Source organism: Bradyrhizobium macuxiense, from assembly GCF_001542415.1.
GTDB lineage: Bacteria > Pseudomonadota > Alphaproteobacteria > Rhizobiales > Xanthobacteraceae > Bradyrhizobium > Bradyrhizobium macuxiense.
Window position 1 is genome coordinate 63,657 of sequence record NZ_LNCU01000019.1, and the last position, 18,044, is coordinate 81,700.

Consider the following 18,044-nt stretch of genomic DNA (forward strand, 5'->3'; position numbering starts at 1 on the left):
CTCGCACTATCAGGCCGCGCTCCACGCAGGAGCGCGGCCTCTCTTGATCGACAAACCCGGAGCTCACTACCGTGCGACACGAGACCGTGCACGCGTCGTCGTTTGCGATGCCGCTGACTAGTCCGGCCTTTCCTCCCGGCCCCGACCGCTTCGTCAATCGGGAGTATTTTCATCCTTCAATACCGGACCGATCCCGAGGCGCTGCGCTGCGTCGTCGCGGAGCCGCTGGAACTGACCGAGCCGGTGATGAACTACGAGTTACCGCATGCCCGATTCAGCGGATTCTGGTGACTACACCAAGAGCGGCCAAGTCATTCCTGTGTCCTACAAGGGCCAGCTCGGCTGGCTTCACCCATCAGGTGTTCCTCAACGCGGCCGGCGCGAGCATCATCGGCTCTCGTCCCTCTCGGCCTGATGGAACACATTGTCGGTGAGCTCCATCATGGTTAGCGAACATCACCTCCTGCCACTTGTATTGATCAACATTCTAGGGCTTGCCGGTATTCTCATCTGGCACCTCCAAGGCCGCCGGCGTCCGACCGCCCGCTTGATCGTGCAGATCTTATTCTTTGGCGGCATGAGCCTTGTCCTCTGGGTCGCCAGAATTTCGCCTTATCAAGTTGACGCTGAGCTGCATGGTACCGGATTCTTGTTGGCCAGGTCCGCGAGGGTTCTATGGTGGCTTCACCTTGCATGGACGATGATCGGCTTCGTCCAGATCTACATCACCCTCAATCGGCGACCGCATGAGGCGCACCTTCTTCAAGATCTAATCGTCGGTGTCGTCTATCTCGGCGTGGCCCTGTCGGTCATCGGCTTCGTCTTCGGCGCGCCGGTCGGCCCACTCATTACCACCTCGGGTGTCGTCGTTGTCATTATCGGTCTCGCGCTGCAGAACACGCTTGCCGATGTTTTTTCCGGGATCGCGCTTGCGCTGGGCCGGGCTTACGAGATTGGCGACTGGATCCAGCTTGCCGACGGCACCGAAGGGCGCGTTGCAGAAACCAACTGGCGCTCCACCAATTTGCTGACAGGTGACCATAACGTCGTCGTCCTCCCGAACAGTGTTCTGGCAAAGCAGGGAGTGACGAACCGCAGTCGTCCGGATGAGTCACATCAGATTGCGCTCATCATGCGCATTGCCGCGAACCACAGACCGCGCCTGGTCGAGGAGATGATGTTGAGCGTTCTACGGGGTTGCGATCGGATCCTCGGAGAGCCGCCGCCGGCTGTCGTACTCAAAACAATCGATGCATTAGCAATCGAGGTCCAGCTGCTGTTCCGCGTGGCGAGTGCGGCCAGCCGTGTGGCGGCCCAAAACGAGATCATCGATGCGGTCTACGAACATTGCAAAGCAAATGGGCTCTCATTGGCAATGCCCGCCCAAAGCGTTGTCCATGCGCCACTCGCCGCAGCCAACGCACAGCAGGTCATCGTCGGGCCGGTCCCATCGGGCGCGCCAAGCAGGTAGCGACCTTCGGACAAGGCAGCGAGAATGGCATAGCAGTGCAGCTGTCCATTCAACTGAGCTTTCCAGGATCAGCATTCAAACGACCGGGTGTCCGGTCTGCCCAAAACCCGCCGCGTTGACGGGACTCGGAATCCGACAAGGTTGGCCACCGCCTCGCAGTCGACTTGGCTCTGACCCGCAATCCGCATGATAAAGCTCAAATCAAGTCTGTTTAGGTTCCTTCAAACTCTACCTCACCTCAATGCGGATGCCATTCGCGCCGTTGAGTAGCCGTCTCAGGTGATAGCTCGCGAGCGGATCATCGGCATGTACACCGACCAAGGCGGCAAATGCCGGCATGGCGCTAGCGCAGTGCGTCTTCAGTTTACTGAAGGCTTCCACATATTGAGTGGTCGCTGGCGCGTTGAACGTCGCCGCCGACAGCGGCTCATGGGCGCGGAGGGGCTCGCTACGTCCGCGCAGCACGAGATCGCCGACTGGCCGCCCCCTGAAGTCGCCTGCCCCGCTCGCGACCGCGTCGCTGACGCAGATGCGCGTCCCGAATGTCTTGTTCGCGGCCTCCAGCCTAGCGGCGGTGTTAACCGTGTCGCCGTAGGCAGTGAAATCGAAGAAGCGATCGCCGCCGAAATTGCCCACTAGCGCGGGACCCGCATGCACGCCGATTCGCGTTGCGCCAAACTCGACGCCCTTCCGCTTCCAACGTATGCGAAATCCCTCTGCCCATTTATCGAGCTCCTGGGCACAAGCGATCGCGCGCATCGCGTAATCGGCCTGATCGCCCGGCGCATTGAACAAGACCTGAATGGCGTCACCGATCACCTTCGCAACCGTGCCGTCATGGGCAAAGACGACATCGGTCAGGCCGCCGACATATTCATTCAGCAACTCGGCCAGAACCTCCGGAGCAGCCGTCTCCACGAGCGAGGTAAAGCCCGTGATGTCGGTGAAGATCACGGCAATGTCACGCCACCGCACCTGCATGTCATCGTCGTCGCCATCCGCCGCGAGACGCTTGGCGAGCTCAGGTGAAAAATAGCGTGACAGCGACGCATGAGCACGCTCGGCTTCAGCCTGACGTTGGCGCGCCTCGCGCAATACCTCGATGTGATGCAGCGTCTTTCGGATCGTGGCTTCCAGGTCTGCGAAATCGATCGGCTTGGTTAAGAAGTCGAAGGCCCCGCGGTTCATCGCAGTCCGGATATTGCTCATATCACTGTAGGCCGAAACTATGATGACTGACTTCTTGTCTTCCCGCTCCTGCAATCTCGCGAGTAGCGAAAGGCCGTCCATGCGCGGCATATTGATGTCCATAATTACCAGATCGACTTGGGGATGCCGCTCGATCGAGTGCAGCGCTTCAAGGCCGTCTCGAGCGAACACGAAGTTGATGCTCCCTTCGCGAATCTGCTTGCGAAATCGCTGCAGAACGAGCACCTCCAGATCGGACTCGTCATCAACCACGAGTATCGTTGCTGTCATGCGGTCGGGCCCAGCCGTGACTCGATCACCTGGCGTAGTTGCCCGAAATCGATCGGCTTGGTCAGCAGGCCCTTTGCTCCCCTGTCCAGCGCCGTCCTGCGCGTCTCTGCATCGCCATAGGCAGTGATCATGATGACAGGCACATCCGGTCGCCGGGCGCGCACCTCTGGAAGCATGTCGAGACCGTTCATCCCTGGCATGTTGATGTCGGAGAGAATCAGGATCAACGTCTGCTCGCCGGTGTCCGCAATGCGCGTCAGCGCCTGCGCCGCGGAACCGGCAAAATCCATCGCGAAACGCTGAGCGCGAAGATCGCGACGGAATTGCTGACGGAACAACACCTCGACATCTTCTTCGTCATCCACCACCAGAACCAGGACAGTCATGGCTCACTTCCCCTATTGCTCGAAATATTGCTCCCACGCGGCAACAGGATGGTGAACTCGGTAAACTCACCGGGCTCGGTCTCTACATCGATCCTGCCGCCGTGCTGCTTCACGATGATGTCGTGACTCATGGACAATCCTAACCCAGTACCTTCGCCGGGCGGCTTGGTCGTGAAGAACGGATTGAACATCTTATCCTTGACCTCGGGTGAAATTCCGACGCCGTTATCGCGGATACGAATCTCAACGTCATCGCCGCAGTTGCGCGTGCTGGCGTTCAGCGTGGGTTCAAATTCGACCTGACTTTCGCTGCTGCGCTTGGCCACCGCATAGAAGCCGTTGGACATCAGGTTCAGCAGCACGCGCGTGATTTCCTGGGGAAATACCACGGCAACGCCGGCTTCGGGATCGAAATTGCGTACGAGAGTGGCGTTAAACTGCGGCTTCTCGGCGCGAGCTCCGTGATACGCGAGATTGAGACTCTCCTCGACCAATCCGTTGATGTCTGTTGGCCGATGCTCGCCGCCGACTCCACGCGAGTGGAGCAGCATATTTTTGACGATCGAATCCGCGCGTTTGCCGTGCTGCACTATCTTTCGGAGATTGTCCTTCAACAACCCCCGCAGTTCGTCGAATTCATCACGAACATCAACCGGCAACACGACCGGCGCGAACGCGTCGTTGACCTCGTCCATTAACTCTACCGAGACAGCAGCAAAATTGTTAACAAAGTTAAGCGGATTCTTGATCTCATGCGCGATTCCGGCGGTGAGCTGCCCGAGCGAGGTGAGCTTTTCGGTCTGCACCAAACGGTCCTGTGCAGCGCGCAGGTCATCCAGCGATCTGGCGAGCTGTGTAGTGCGTGCCTGAACCTCCTCGAACAGCCGTGCATTCTCAATTGCGATGACAGCCTGATCAGCGAACGTGTTCAGGAGATCGATTTGGCTGTCACTGAACACGCCGGGCTCCGCGCGCGATACACCGATCGTGCCGATGGCCACGCCCTCGCGGAGCATGGGTACTACGATGATGCTGCGATATCCCCGCGCGCGCGCCATGTACTTGACAGGCTGCGGTACATCGGGCTCGGTTTCGACATCGGTGCGGAACGCCATCGTCGAGGTGAACGCAACCCGACTGTGAATCCCCGAAGACGTCAGCGGCGCTGGGAATGTCGCCTGGATCTCCGCGTCGCCAACTTCGCTTCCGACGGTACACGCAGCAAGATGAACCTCATCGTTGACAACTCGCGTCACCAACGCCGTCTCGCCACCTAGCAATCGCCGGGAGCTTTCGGAAATGACATCAAAGACCGGCTGAACGTTTGTCCGCGACAGAGCAATGACGTTGAGGATTTTCGCCGTGACGCTCTGCCTCTCCAGTGCGATCGTGAGTTCGGTTTGCAAGTTTGCATTATCGGCGGTCGTGCGCTGCAGCTCCCGCTCGAGTTCCTCGATCTTGCGACTTCCCGCGATGCCCATGGTCGATCATCAGATGTTTGAGTTGGCGCCAAAGTGCGAACGAGCACGTCGGCGGGTTCGGAGATCGCTGATAGAGCGTTGCCTGGGCATATACTCGTCTCCTTTCCTACTGTAGCCACAATCGAATAGTTAAGGCACCGGTCGAGAACCTGCACCAGAGGGATTGATGCGGTTGAAGGGCGATTGCTACCAACGTGTGCGCCGTCGCCAGTTGGTCCCACTCATGCGAATCAATCCATGCCGGTGGTCAAACGCTCTGATGCACAGCTTCAGCCCCGCGAGCTCCTCAATAGGCCGACCTCTCGATCGCAGAAGTCGCCCCACAGAAACTCCGTTGCACCAGAACGACTTAAAGGTGGGAATATCTACTCTTTAGCATGATGGCTCTTATCGCCATTGCGGTGAGCGCGACGACCATGAGCGCCCTGTTACGTTCTTGGATTGGCGAGGTCGGTCCCAACACGGCGCAAGGTGATCAACGTCGCCACTGCCAGTGATTCACTATGGGGGCTTGCCGGATGGGCATTTCTTTTTGCGCGCCAATGATCTTCGCCCGAATAGAGTCGAAACATTGCTTGGCCCAGCGGGACCGATAGCACCAGCACCGATTTCGGGAACGATGGTACTCTCGCTCAGACACCGGCGCCTTCTAAGCAGCACATGCCGCGCGCATCGGGACAGGGAGCGCCTCCCAGATTCGGATTAGCTCTCCGATCGACGACGCTTTCATCTTGCGCATAACGTTGCCGCGATGAAGCTTCACCGTCACTTCGCTAATACCAAGATCAAAGGCAATCTGCTTGTTGACCCGCCCACGCGCAACTTCGTGGAGCACTTGGCGCTCACGCGGCGTCAATGTCTCCAGTCGGTCGAGATTCGATCTCATGACTTTAGCTTCAGCCCGCTGCGCAACGTCTCGCTTGATACCGGCGGTCACGGCATCGAGCAGCGTCTGGTCTCGCACTGGTTTGGTAAGGAAGTCGATCGCCCCTGCCTTCATGGCCTGCACGCTCATCGGAATGTCGCCATATCCGGTCAGGAACACGATCGGCTTGGAATTGCCACTTGCGGTGAGATGGAGCTGCAGATCGAGGCCGCTCGATTCCGGCATGCGTACATCGAGAACCAGACAGCCCGGCCTGTCTAGCGCGTCTGTTTCGAGCAATTCGCGCGTCGATGCAAAGCTGGCGCATTCCATGCCGGCCGACTGCATCAACTCCTCCAAGGCCTCACGTACTGCTGCATCGTCATCGACGACAATCACCAGCGGTTGACTGGATTCGTTTCGCGGCCGTTTGCTTCCCGAAGCCGACTTTCGCAACGAGATCGGGTCATTGATCATTATTGCCCTCCAGATCGATGTCGCCCAGCGTATGATCTATGGCGGCGACCAGATCCTGCCCGCCGAACGGCTTCGTAAAGAAGCCGCTGATGTCCTTACCGGTCGCCCGGTGCTGATCGCCGATCTCGTGGCGGCCGGTCAAAAGAAACACCGGCAGCTTCGGTCGCGTTTTCTTCACGATGTCGAGAAGCTCGAAGCCGTCCATGCCTGGCATGCCGATATCGGTAATGAGGCAGTTGATACTCGACAAATCGCACGTGAGCAGTGACTGGCCAGATGAAAATGTAGCCACGGTATAGCCGACCGACTCGAACAGGTTCTCCAGAGACTCGAGAACTCTCGGATCGTCGTCGACAACCGCGATGACCGGTTTTTGGCTCACTTTTCGTCTTCTCCTGTCCGGCGCGAATGAGTCACCGGGATCTCTAGCTTTTCTGCAATCCGAACTAGATCCGCCAGCGATACCGCCGCCATTTTCTGCATCACGTTCCTGCGGTGGATCTGAAGCGTGACTTCACTGATGCCGAGTTCGGCGGCGGCCTGCTTGTTGAGAAGCCCACTGGTGACAAGCGGCAACACCTCCCGCTCTCGCGGCGTCAGATCGAGATAACGTTGCCTGAGAACGCCAAGGTCCGCGCGCTCCGCGCGTGCTTTCCTGTCTTGCGCCAACGCGGTGCGGATCGCCTGCATAAGAGCCGCATCGCTGAACGGCTTGGTGAGGAAATCCACGGCGCCATGCTTGATGGCGCGAACTGTCGAGGGAATGTCGCCATGCCCAGTTATGAACACGATCGGTGGATGATCCCCATCCGCGATCTGATTCTGCAGATCAAGGCCGTTGATATCGGGCAGTTCGACATCTAGGAGTAAACAGGCTGGCCGCTTCGGTTTATCCGCCTCGACGTACTCCCCGGCGGACGCAAAAGCGTGCGTCGCAATTCCATACGACGCCAGCAATTCGCCAAGCGCTTCGCGAATGCGGATATCGTCATCGACAATGAAGACGATAGAATCGTCGTTCGTCATGCAGCGTCTCTCGCTTCGATCGGCAACGTAAAGATGAACGTCGCACCGGCCGTTTCGTTCGTCTCCGCCCATAATTTTCCACCGTGAGACTCGATGATCGAGCGGCAGATCGCGAGTCCCATACCCATCCCGTGCGCCTTCGTCGTAAAGAACGGTTCGAATATCCTGTCCGGATGCTCCAAGCCGCGGCCACGATCGTTGATCTCGGTCTGGATCGTCGCCGCAACGCGGCGCATGCGCAAGCGCAGAACCTTGCCATTCGCAAGAGCCTCCATCGCCTCCATGCCGTTGCGAATGAGATTGATCAGAACCTGCTGAAGCTGCACGCGATCGACTGCGACAGGCGGCAGGCCTCTCTCGACCTCGAACTCCATGCGGACAGAGCGCCGCAATGCTTCTTCCGCCATGAGCTCTCGCGCCTCTGCGACGAGGCTGGCAAGCGTCATCGAGACGCGCGAATCCATCGATTGCTTGAACAGCGCGCGGATACGGCTGACCACATCGGCCGCCGCATTAGCATCGCGGATGATCCGTTCCACTGTCCGGTGAGCGCGATCGATGTTTGGCGGCTCCGCCGACAACCATCGTTGGCAGGCATGCGAGTTGGCAACAACCGCAGCTAACGGCTGGTTCACTTCATGCGCGATCGAAGCCGAGAGCTCGGCAAGGCTCGCCGCCTGACTTGCGCGCGCCAGCCGCTCTTGCGCGAGACGCAGCGCCTCTTGTGCTCGAACCTCGCCATCGATATCCAGACACATCACATTCCACTGCACGATGGTGCCTTCGGCATCTCGCATCGCCTCGGCGCGCGTCTCGACCCAGCGATATTCACCGTCGAAGCGCCTGAGCCGGTGCCGGCGTGCATATGGCTCGCCAGTCGCCAGGCTATGGGCATATCTCTCCTTGACCCCCGCGAGGTCGTCGGGATGCACACCCGCATCGAGTGTTCCGTCGAGCCGGGTCTTTCCCGTGCCATCCAATGCGTCAAGCTCATAGCCGAGAAATTCGCGCAGCTGCTGGCTGCGGTAGATCGGCTCGCCATTGGGAGCTGCACAATCGATCATGGCCGGGAGTGTTTCGACAAGCTGGCGGAGCGATCGTTCGCTCTCCCGCAACGCTTCATCCGTGCGCACTTGATCGTCGATGTCGATGGAAACCTGGTACCAGTGCATGATTTTCCCATCTCGATCGCGCAGAGGCTCGCAGCGCCCCTCCATCCAGCGGTAACTGCCGTCCTTCCAACGCCGGCGATACCGCATCATGAAGGGGTCGCCAGTTCTGAGACAGCTGAGGGATGTACGCAGCACCTCTGGAGCATCTTCGGGGTGAACCAGATCTCGCGCCACCGTGGTGGTGTCCTCGAAGGTCGCGCTGGAGAGGCCGAGATCCTCCAAGGATCGTTTGTTGACGTAGGCAAGCTTGCCGGCGGGCGTCCAGCTCCAGATGTGGACTGGCAAGGCATCGACAAGCTGCGACAGTTCCTGTTCTCGTTTTCGCAACGCCTCATGCGCGCGAACCTCGTCTCCGATGTCGATTGAAACCATGTACCATTGAACGATCGCACCACCCGCATCGCGCAACGGCTGCGCGCGCGCTTCTATCCAGGGATAGGCATCATCCTTGTCGCGTCGGCGAAAACGATTGACGAAAGGCGTTCCGGTCGAAAAGCCATCGAGTGCCCTTGGCAGCATGATCGGAAGATCGTCAGGATGAGCCAAGTGCCGGGCCAGGCCCTCGAAATCCTCGATGTGCGCCGGCGGCGTACCGACGCGCTCCAAATATCGCTTGCTGGCAGAGGTGAGCTTGCCCGAGGGATCGAAGCTCAGGATGTTGATGGGCACGGCATCTATCATCTGCTGCAGCTGTCGCGTGCTGTTCCGCAGAGCCTCTTCCGTCGCCAACTGATCGTGGATGTCGACGTTCGTGCCGTACCATTGAATGATTTCTCCGCGCTCGCTGCGAAGCGGATCCGCGCGTCCCTCTTGCCAGCGATAGATACCATCTGCGCGGCGGTTACGAAATCTCAAGGCGAACCTTTCGCCGGTGCGGAAGGAATGGCTTAAAGCGCCATACAGAGCATCTCGATCATCCGGATGGACGAGGTCTCCGATTGCACTGCGTAAACCACCTTCGGCATCGAAGTCTTCCAACTTCATACCGATGTAGTCCATCATGGTTTTGTTTATGTACGACGGCTCGCCCTTCGGGGTCACACACCAGATCTGTGTCGGAACCGTGTCGACGAGCAGCTGAAGCTGCCGCTCGCTATGCTGCATCGCCTGCTGGGCGCACATCATGTCATGAATATCGACACTGACACCGTACCACTGGATGATGTTACCAGCATCGTCGCGCAATGGTTCTGCGCGGGTCTCGGTCCAGCGATAGATGCCACCGCGGCGCACTTGGCGATATCGCTGGAGATAGGGCGCACCCGCCTCGCATGACCGCCTGAAGGCTGCAATCGCCTCAGGCCGATCCTCCGGATGGACGACGCTTAGCGACGGCCTGCCATCGGACGAGGCGATATCCTCGAGCGTGGCGCCTGTGGCCTCAGTGAACCGCTTGCTGACATAGGTCGGCGTGCCATCCGGCTCCGTGCTCCAGACCAGGGCGGGAACCGCGTCGGTCAATTGCTGAAGCTTCCGTTCGCTCCGCCGCAGCGCGTCTTCGGCGTGCATCTGGGCATCGATGTCGAGACACACACCGTACCATTGCACGATATTGCCGTCGCCATTGCACATCGGCTGGGCACGCGCATCCACCCAGCGATATGTACCGTCTGACTGACGAAGGCGATGTCTCAACCCAAAGGCCTCGCCGGTCTCGATCCCGCGTTGAACCGCGTTGCGGACGGCGCTCGCATCATCGGGATGGATGATTGCCTCAACCACCGCATCGATTGAACCCAATTGTGCAACAGGCACACCAATATACTCGACCAGCTGCTTGTTGAAATAGACGGGGTTGCCCTGCGGCGACAAGCGCCAGATCAGCACAGGGACCGTGTCGATCAATTGCTGCAACGAGCGCTCATGTTCGCGCAGTGCAGCTTCAGCTGTCTTCAGTTCGTCAATGTCGATGGTGGTGCCGTACCAGCCGACGATGCGGCCATCGCCATCGCGCGTTGGCAAGCCGAAACTTCGGCACCAGCGATATCCACCGTTCGCGTGCCACATGCGATGCTCGCAGTTATAGTCGTGGCCCGTTCGCAGGCTGCGACGCCAGGTTTGAAGAAGACGATCAAGGTCATCCGGATGAACGACGTTTCGAAAGCCGAATTCATCATCCTTCGTCGCAGCGAGATCCTCTTTGGGCAATCCCGTGAAAACCCTGGGACTTCGGCTTGTATAGAGAAATTTGCCCTCCACATCGGCAAACCACGCGAGCGCCGGCATGCTTTCGATGATCCGCAGTGCCTGTTCGGCTTTGCCGCTCACCCTTTTCACGCGCTTGCGATCGGCCAGCAGAGCCACGGCTGCCATCACGAGCCCAAGGGCCGCCATCACCGCGGCAATCGCAGCAACATGACCGATCGGCGAGTTGATCAGCCGCGCCAACACGAGTCCGGCGCCGCAGCCCGCCAATGCGAAGCCGAAGCGGTCAAGGTAAGGTGCTGTGATCATTATCGGCGGCTCCCGGCGTGAGACGGTCTGATGCCTCACCTCGCCCCCTCAGCCTGGCGTCCGTCCCAACTCAGGGATTTCACCGGAAATCTATCATGGCCGGGCCTGGCGGCATCTCATGGAAATCCATGATAGGCAACCACGAAGAACTATGGAAGCAGCCTCACGATACGCGGCGGCGACGCATCGGTTAACCGCAATCGCTCTTCAAACGCGGCAATCGTTCTGGCGCAGCCGCTGATACGAAGATGATATCGTTCAAATAGCTCCTTGGGCCGGCCATTCCTCAAGAAGATGGCTCCAAAGATAAGCCTTGCCTGCTCCACATCCAGTTCGACCTGACCAATAGCAGGGCGCAAGCTATCCCGATAGACAGTATCGGACTTGCGAAGAATTTCCCAGTTTTCCCGCGTCACGCACAGCGCCCGCCGGCTCCAAAACGCCCGCGGAAGGTGTCTGCCACGCGAGGAGAGACTGTTATGCATTGTCCCGCTTGCACCTATGTCATTAGCCGACGAAGCAGCTGGCACTTCGTCAGCGCCCTGTGCCGGCTCTCGATCAAGATACTGGAAATCGTCCAGCACAAGTATCTTGATCGACGCTGGCGGCTAGACCGGTCACGCGCATTTTTCCCCGTTATGGCCGGATGCTGCGCGCCCGAGCGAGTTCTCCCGAGCAGACGCGATCGCGCGGCGAGGCGTCCATGAGCAAACCTCGCGTTTCCGACGGTAGGCAAGAATCTGAGATGACTGATATATCCCGCCAGGGCGACAACACGCCGGTCGCCGGCCTTCGTCGTCCAGTCAATGAGATGTCACGCGTTCTGAAGACGACGCCAGTGCACATCGCGTCAGATTTATCCGGCGGCGCCATCGCACAGTGGAGTCATGACGCGTTTCACGAGGTGGTCAAGCCGATGACCGATCACGTCATCATGACGTATGTCGGTACGGTCCAACGACTAGAGCGACGCAACGGAAATTCAATCGTCGCTGGAACGGCACGCGACGGCACCGTCACCATCATTCCGGCCGGTTCGATGTCCCGCTGGGACATCTACCGATCGATGGATATTATTCAGCTTTACCTTCCACAAGCAACGCTCGAACGTGTTGCCCGGGAAGCGGACATCATCACGCCGCACGATCTTGTCGAGCGGACGACGTATCCCGACCTTGTGACGTCACGGCTCCTCGTGAGCGCGGCCGATACTGTGGAAGGCAACGAGGCACTCGACAATCTATTCAGGCAACAACTGAGCGATCTGTTTGCAACGCGCATGCTCTCGGCCCACACCGGTCAGCCTCCGGCTCATCACCCCGCACTCGGTGGCCTCTCACCGGCAGCATTGCGTCGGGCGATCGAGCGACTACGGTCGGACAGCGATGCGGACGTTTCGCTCGCCGCCCTGGCCTCCGACTCCAGGCTGTCGCGCTTTCATTTCTGTCGTGCGTTCAAGGAGAGCACGGGGCTTTCGCCGCATAACTGGCTGCGACGATATCGGCTCGAACAGGCAATCATCATGCTGCGTGACCCCAACAATTCAGTGGCGCAGATCGCGGCGGCGCTTGGCTATAGCTCGCAAACAGCGTTTGCGGCCGCGTTCCGCAAACTGACTGGAGAGACACCAAGCGATTGGCGAAGGCGCGCTCGTTGACCACAATTTCTCTTCAATGACGTCAATCGCTCTGGTGCGGCCACAGATCAATTTCGCTACGCCATCGCGACTATTCAAGTCGGACCCAGGATACGGGTTCGACCGAGCAATCCTAGCGGCCGCCCTGACGCTAGGTGATGCGAGCGGCGCTTGCCCCCATGCGCTCGGCTCGTCGCGACGGCCGGCCTTTCCCCACATCGGGCCGGCCGTCGTTCTCTTTTACGAAGCAGGTATTTGGCAGTAATGACGATCTCTTATGTCTTTCACGCCAGCGAAATGCCGCCGTCAACGCGCAAGGTGGCACCGGTGACGAAGCTGCTGGCATCGGACGCCAGAAACAACGCAGCACGGCCGAGTTCTTCGGGCTGGCCGAGCCGGCCGAGCGGAATTACCTTCGCCAGCGCGGTATCGAACGACGGCCTCTCGCTTTCAGAAACACCCATCTTGCTGATGATCGGGGTGTCGACAGGTCCAGGGCTCAGGACGTTGACGCGAATGCCGCGGTGCTTGAATTCCAAAGCCCAGCTTCTCGCGAACGCCTCAATCGCCGCTTTGCTGCCAGCATAGACCGCATGGCCGTCCAGCACCTTATTGCTGGCGATCGAACTGGTCAGAATGATCGATCCGCCGTGCCGGAGTAACGGCGCGACCTTCTGCACACCGAAAAACACACCGCGCACGTTGATCGCAAACTGCGCGTCGAACTCATCGATACCGACCTCGCTCGAAGGCCTGATGACAATGACGCCGGCGTTGGCAAAATAGATATCCAACCCGCCAAATCGCCGCCGGATGCCTTGAGCAACTTGATCATGATGCGCCAGGTCCGAGACATCTCCCTGGATCGCAAGGGTCCCATCTCCAATCTCCGCAACCGCTGCATCCAAAGCGGGCTGCGTTCGCGCGGTGATAATCACCTGCGCGCCGTTTGCCGCGAACAGCTTTGCAGCAGCTAATCCGATGCCGCTCGCTCCACCTGTGACCAGAGCCGTTTTGCCGCGAAGAACACTCATCATGTAACCTCTCTTGAATAACTTGGAGGAAGATAGATTTCGACAAGGTCGTGACCTTGAACGTTCGCTCGACTTCAGGGAGAGGTCCCCTTTTCGAAATCGGCCATTTTCTCGACCCTCCAACCGCGGTGCGAACGCTGTCGCCGATTGACCCGTCCGTTGTTCTTCATCTGATCATCCGAGTGCCGGATCTGATTTTTTTCGAAACGGACCCTCGCGTCAGCGCAGAACCTGGCTCCGAGCTATTTCTCAACAGCTCCATGATTCGAGGTCGTAGAACTCTACTAGTCTTCGAGCCCTCTTACGTGGAACCGCCGGAATGGCGATTCCACGGAGTTTGCGTGGACAGGATTGGATACCCGCTCTGAGCTGGCCAGTTGTGAGTACACGTCCTAGCTTGCTCGTAACTCAACAAGCGGTCAGTAGTCCCAGAACGCCGGCACCCAACGAAAGACGTCACCGTCGACCGCGACCCGTCCGACCGACGGGAACGGCAGGTGAGTGGCGACCAGCATCTCGCCGGTCTTCGCCAGTTCGCGCAAGAGACGAACGCGAACACGCGCGGCCTCCTCGGGGTCGTGTTCGAAACCGTTGTGCCAGTCGGGTTGGTCGAACCCGACCGCGAACACGGCGTCGCCGGCGAATGTCAGCGCCTCGCCGCCGGATGCCACGCGGACCACACTGTGCCCGGGAGTGTGGCCGCCGGTGCGACGGACGACAACGCCCGGCGCCACCTCGTGCTCCTCATCGAATGTCCGCAGGTTGTCACGGTACTCGCTCGCGAACCGCTTGGCGGTCGCACGCAGCGCATCCGGGAATCCCTGCGGCATGTTGGTGTGGGAGAAATCCGGCGCCTCCCAGAATTTGACCTCGGCGGCCGCCACGTGGATTCGCAGGTCCGGACGCAGCCTCTCCTTCACGCCGTCGACGAGCAGACCACCAACATGGTCCATATGCATGTGCGTCAGCACCACGTCGGTGACGGACGAAAGATCGATGCCGGCGGCCTCCAGTCGCTTGACCGTCTGCCCGGCCCGCGGCAAGTGCAGGTCCGGGTCCGACCCGAGCCCGGCGTCGATCAGGACGGTTTGCCCGCCGCTGCGGACCATGACCACGTTGAGCGCCCAGTCGAACGCGTCCGCCGGCAGGAACATGTCGTGCAGCCAGGCCGCACGCACGGCCGGGTCGGCGTTGTGTCCCAGCATCTGGGTTGGGAGCGGCAGCACGCCATCGCTGACCACCAGCACGTCGATCTCGCCGACCCGCACCGCGTAGCGCGACGGAACCAGCTCTTCAGGCTTGGATCCAACGAGTTGTGAAGCGTTATGTACGTTCATATTTGTCTCCTGCTGATATTGCGGACGATCTGCCTCATCTTTGAGAACACCTGCGTCCGACTCCAAACGTTCGATCCTAGGCAGTCCGTACTTTCGCGAGGAAAGTGCGCTTCAAGCTGGCGAGGTGTGCAAAGTTCGGCGACACGCTTGTGGCTAGTGTGTCACCGTGATCGACTATCGAACTTCGTTGGCGACCGCCCCAGAGCGATTGCCATTACTGTAGAGAGATTGCTGCCAACGAGTACGCCTCCACCTTGGATGCGACACCGCCAACGCTACGTTCGCGCATCCTTACGGTCGATTGGGGTAGGGGGATAGGACGAGCTATACGACGGTATAGGTTCTGTCGTTGAGGTCGCGAGTAGACGATTGATCGCCTTCTTCGTCTTAACCATGGTGGGATCGACGAAAGTCCGACACGGAGCCGGCCCAAAAATGAAGCGGCCGGCTGATCGGAAATCGCGAGTGTCGTTCAAATAGAATCAGACAAAAACGATGGCTTTGGAAAAGACGTCGATATTCTGCAACCACTATATGATCTTCCGCAAAAAAATACACCGACCGTGCATGGAGTCGCATGACGCGGTGGTGCGCAACATAGGCATGCGTTATGGATTTGGGACTTAAAGACTGTGTAGCTGTTGTAACCGGGGGATCCGCGGGTATTGGGCTGGCGACCGCAACACTTCTTGCTGCCGAAGGCGCGAGAGTTGCAATCTGCGGACGTGATCCTGATCGACTCCTCTCTGCGGCAGAGCACCTCTCGATGGGTAACGCAGATAGCGTCTTGGTAGAACGCTGCGATGTTTTAGATGCCTCTGCAGTCGGCGAATTCGCCAAGAAAGTTCAGAGCTGGAGCAATGGTCGACTTGACCTGCTTGTAAATAACGCTGGCCAGGGGCGGATTTCGACCTTTTCAGATACGAGCGACGATCAGTGGCGCGACGAGTTGGAATTAAAGTTCTTTAGTCAAATCAATCCAATTCGGTCGTTCAGACCCCTACTAGAAGCCAGCGACCGCACCGCCATCGTTGCAGTCAATGCGCTTTTTTCCGTCGAGCCCGAACCACAGATGGTTTGCACATCTGCCGCCCGTGGCGGCGTGCAGAACTTGATGAAATCCTTGGCCACTGAATTTGCGCCGCGCATTCGCGTGAATTCCGTCCTGCTGGGGACAATCTTTACTGATCAGCGGCGCCGCCGCTTCGAGGCGCAATTAAACGTGGGCCAAACCCTGGAGGAATGGCTTAGTTCGCAAGCCCGGAACAAGAACATTCCGCTGGGACGGTTTGGGAATCCTGATGAGGTTGCGCGGGCAATCGCATTTCTGGGGTCTCCCGCGGCCAGTCACATCACCGGCGCGAGCCTCGAAATATCTGGCGGTACGTCGCGACACATCTAACGAGAGTTCGCGGATGAACACGCTACTGTAGTAGCTTCTTGTCGTTTCAGCTCTCCTGGCCTGTCGACAAAGACCACCCATTCGTTGGTCGGACAGCTCTAAGCCGGCTGAAAGTTCAATGGACTCCACCTGGTGACGCTGACCCCGACCATGCTGGGGGCACTCAAATGATCGACTTCTTCTTCCTCGTCCCAATCGCCATCGGGGCCTGGCGGGTCTGGCCTCGTTCATGTGGACGCTCAAGAACGGCCAATATGATGATCTCGAGGGCGCGGCGGAACGAATTCCGTTCGACAGCAAGAAGGGTCCTGAGTAGCCAGCTGTTTTGCGTGGAAGCGCGGTTCCGCTGGTCACGAGGGAACGAAGCGCGCCCCCGGACTATCTGGTTCTGATTCTACAAGAAGCAGTACCCTGTGGCGAGGAGCAGAACAGATTGTCCGTTTTGCTCGCCCCAATGTCCTATTCTACGACGAGCACGTAATCGACCTGTACCGCCGGATCTTCGGGCTGTATCGATTGGGGTGAAGATAGAGAGACAAAGGGAAAGTCGTACAGCAATCTGACCGCGCCACGTCCTTCCACAAAACGTCGCACGAGACCCATTTTGTTCTCAGCAACTTCTCCACGAAGGTCTTGGAAAACAAGGTTTTTCCAATGGTGGGCGCACCAGGGCTCGAACCTGGGACCCGCTGATTAAGAGTCAGCCCCGGCCTGAGAAAAATCAATGACTTACTGGTCGCATCACTGGGCTTATCCGACTGAAAGTGGGCATTCGTCGCACGATCATAAAGATCGCACTGCCTCATATCCGAACACGCGCTACTCGGACTTTACCGGGTCAACTGCGACTACAAGGCCATCGATCGATAGGTTCAAATCGGGGAGGCGCAACCACCGATACCGACAATCGGTTCAAGTGGCGATCTGAGACGACACCCAATGGGAATTCCGATACGGCAGCCAATTAAGAGATAGCGACGGGTGGAGAACAATCAACGACTTGCCGGCCGTACTGCTGGACTTATCCGGCCGAAAATGGGCATTCGTCGCACTATCATGGTGCTTCGTTCGAACCGCGTATTACTCTCGCTATCCAAATGGGGGAAGGCAAGCGCGGGTTCACGGACCGGACCAAGGCGCCTCGCGTCGCGCGGACGCCCGTATCAAAAGGCAACGTGCGATAATCTGTCGAGGGTTCGAGTCGGGGTCCGCTACATCGCGATACTCACTATCGCGGAGGCCCTGTTTTTGTGCCTGACTGAAAGGCTTCGCGTTCTGTGGTTCACGCTACTTTGGGTGCTTCCACCAGATGATCCGTGCACTGCAGGTGGGTCCGAGCAGACGCGACATCGCTGCCGCAAGCGGGACGTGTCGACGAACCCCGCCAGTCACTTTAGCGAGATGGTGAGTCCGCTGACGTTGGCGGCAAACTCCAGTCCTGCCTTGGGTCCCTTGAGACTGAGCACGACGCCATGTTCATTTCGCAAGCTGATGCCGCCTGCTCCGCCAACCCAGGCTCCGCCACCACCGACGGCGGTATAGCTGCCGACGAAATCGTTGACATCCTTTATGCCTGACGCAGTGCCTTCCAGCCAGCTCGCCGAAGCGCCGGCTGATACGCCAAGGCTGAAGCCGGACACGACAAAGGGATAATGCCGTCCCCGAAAGGTCAGGACCCCGTTGCCTCCACCGCCGCCGATCACTAGGGCTGCCTTCACGAACTTGACTTGAACGTGTCCCATCGCTTGCGCAAAAGAAGGGGACGAAAACGCCAAGGCGAACACCGGGAGCACCGCAATACGGAGCACGAACTTCAACATGGGT

General features: G+C 58.9%; 14 protein-coding genes and 2 pseudogenes. 5 read left to right on the forward strand and 11 right to left on the reverse strand.

The genetic code is table 11. The features are described from left to right. Positions 1-71: 71 nt before the first annotated feature. Both AS156_RS43915 and AS156_RS04130 read left to right on the forward strand, forming a co-directional pair. A pseudogene (locus tag AS156_RS43915) lies at positions 72-401 on the forward strand (acetoacetate decarboxylase family protein); the annotation flags it as partial. 41 nt (positions 402-442) lie between these two features. Further along, on the forward strand, positions 443-1,471 hold the full coding sequence (locus tag AS156_RS04130; protein WP_066500372.1) for a mechanosensitive ion channel family protein: 1,029 nt from the start codon (positions 443-445) through the stop codon (positions 1,469-1,471). 228 nt (positions 1,472-1,699) lie between these two features. On the opposite strand, the gene AS156_RS04135 is transcribed toward AS156_RS04130, so the two are convergent. The 8 genes from AS156_RS04135 to AS156_RS41745 all read right to left on the reverse strand — a co-directional run bounded on the left by AS156_RS04135 (position 1,700) and on the right by AS156_RS41745 (position 11,227). Next, positions 1,700-2,950 carry an adenylate/guanylate cyclase domain-containing protein gene (locus AS156_RS04135; protein ID WP_066500374.1) on the reverse strand — a complete coding sequence of 417 codons (1,251 nt, stop codon included), beginning with the start codon at positions 2,948-2,950 and terminating at the stop codon, positions 1,700-1,702. Next, on the reverse strand, positions 2,947-3,336 hold the full coding sequence (locus tag AS156_RS04140; RefSeq protein ID WP_066500377.1) for a response regulator: 390 nt from the start codon (positions 3,334-3,336) through the stop codon (positions 2,947-2,949). Before AS156_RS04140 ends, AS156_RS04135 begins: the two co-directional genes overlap by 4 nt. Continuing rightward, on the reverse strand, positions 3,333-4,817 hold the full coding sequence (locus tag AS156_RS04145) for a GAF domain-containing sensor histidine kinase (protein WP_066500378.1): 1,485 nt from the start codon (positions 4,815-4,817) through the stop codon (positions 3,333-3,335). Before AS156_RS04145 ends, AS156_RS04140 begins: the two co-directional genes overlap by 4 nt. A 649-nt stretch (positions 4,818-5,466) precedes the next feature. Further along, positions 5,467-6,159 carry a response regulator transcription factor gene (locus tag AS156_RS04150; protein ID WP_430641776.1) on the reverse strand — a complete coding sequence of 231 codons (693 nt, stop codon included), beginning with the start codon at positions 6,157-6,159 and terminating at the stop codon, positions 5,467-5,469. Beyond that, the gene (locus AS156_RS04155) at positions 6,149-6,541 is read right to left on the reverse strand and encodes a response regulator transcription factor (protein WP_066500382.1); all 393 of its coding nucleotides are present in this window, start codon (positions 6,539-6,541) and stop codon (positions 6,149-6,151) included. Before AS156_RS04155 ends, AS156_RS04150 begins: the two co-directional genes overlap by 11 nt. Further along, on the reverse strand, positions 6,538-7,185 hold the full coding sequence (locus tag AS156_RS04160) for a response regulator transcription factor (RefSeq protein ID WP_066500384.1): 648 nt from the start codon (positions 7,183-7,185) through the stop codon (positions 6,538-6,540). Before AS156_RS04160 ends, AS156_RS04155 begins: the two co-directional genes overlap by 4 nt. Continuing rightward, positions 7,182-10,811 carry a PAS domain-containing protein gene (locus AS156_RS04165; protein WP_245312545.1) on the reverse strand — a complete coding sequence of 1,210 codons (3,630 nt, stop codon included), beginning with the start codon at positions 10,809-10,811 and terminating at the stop codon, positions 7,182-7,184. Before AS156_RS04165 ends, AS156_RS04160 begins: the two co-directional genes overlap by 4 nt. Positions 10,812-10,960: 149 nt before the next feature. After that, positions 10,961-11,227 (reverse strand): hypothetical protein, encoded by a 267-nt coding sequence (locus AS156_RS41745; RefSeq protein WP_136625996.1) that lies wholly within the window; start codon positions 11,225-11,227, stop codon positions 10,961-10,963. 287 nt (positions 11,228-11,514) lie between these two features. Between AS156_RS41745 and AS156_RS04170 the strand changes: the two genes are divergently transcribed. Continuing rightward, a complete protein-coding gene (locus AS156_RS04170) occupies positions 11,515-12,468 on the forward strand; it encodes a helix-turn-helix domain-containing protein (RefSeq protein ID WP_066500631.1) in 954 nt (317 codons plus the stop codon). Positions 12,469-12,731: 263 nt separating this feature from the next. Here AS156_RS04170 and AS156_RS04175 read toward each other — a convergent pair whose 3' ends face one another. Together AS156_RS04175 and AS156_RS04180 are read right to left on the reverse strand one after the other, a co-directional pair. Next, on the reverse strand, positions 12,732-13,481 hold the full coding sequence (locus AS156_RS04175; RefSeq protein ID WP_066500634.1) for an SDR family NAD(P)-dependent oxidoreductase: 750 nt from the start codon (positions 13,479-13,481) through the stop codon (positions 12,732-12,734). A 419-nt stretch (positions 13,482-13,900) separates the two neighbouring features. Beyond that, complete coding sequence (locus AS156_RS04180; RefSeq protein ID WP_066500391.1) at positions 13,901-14,818, reverse strand: MBL fold metallo-hydrolase; 918 nt, start codon at positions 14,816-14,818, stop codon at positions 13,901-13,903. Between the two features lie 610 nt (positions 14,819-15,428). Here AS156_RS04180 and AS156_RS04185 point away from each other — a divergent pair. Both AS156_RS04185 and ccoS read left to right on the forward strand, forming a co-directional pair. Further along, on the forward strand, positions 15,429-16,220 hold the full coding sequence (locus AS156_RS04185) for an SDR family oxidoreductase (protein ID WP_066500395.1): 792 nt from the start codon (positions 15,429-15,431) through the stop codon (positions 16,218-16,220). A gap of 167 nt (positions 16,221-16,387) precedes the next feature. After that, positions 16,388-16,536: pseudogene (gene ccoS / locus AS156_RS04190) on the forward strand (cbb3-type cytochrome oxidase assembly protein CcoS). Positions 16,537-17,608: 1,072 nt separating this feature from the next. On the opposite strand, the gene AS156_RS04195 reads toward ccoS, so the two are convergent. Continuing rightward, positions 17,609-18,040, reverse strand: a complete 432-nt coding sequence (locus AS156_RS04195; RefSeq protein WP_066500397.1) for a hypothetical protein — start codon at positions 18,038-18,040, stop codon at positions 17,609-17,611. Positions 18,041-18,044: the final 4 nt, after the last annotated feature.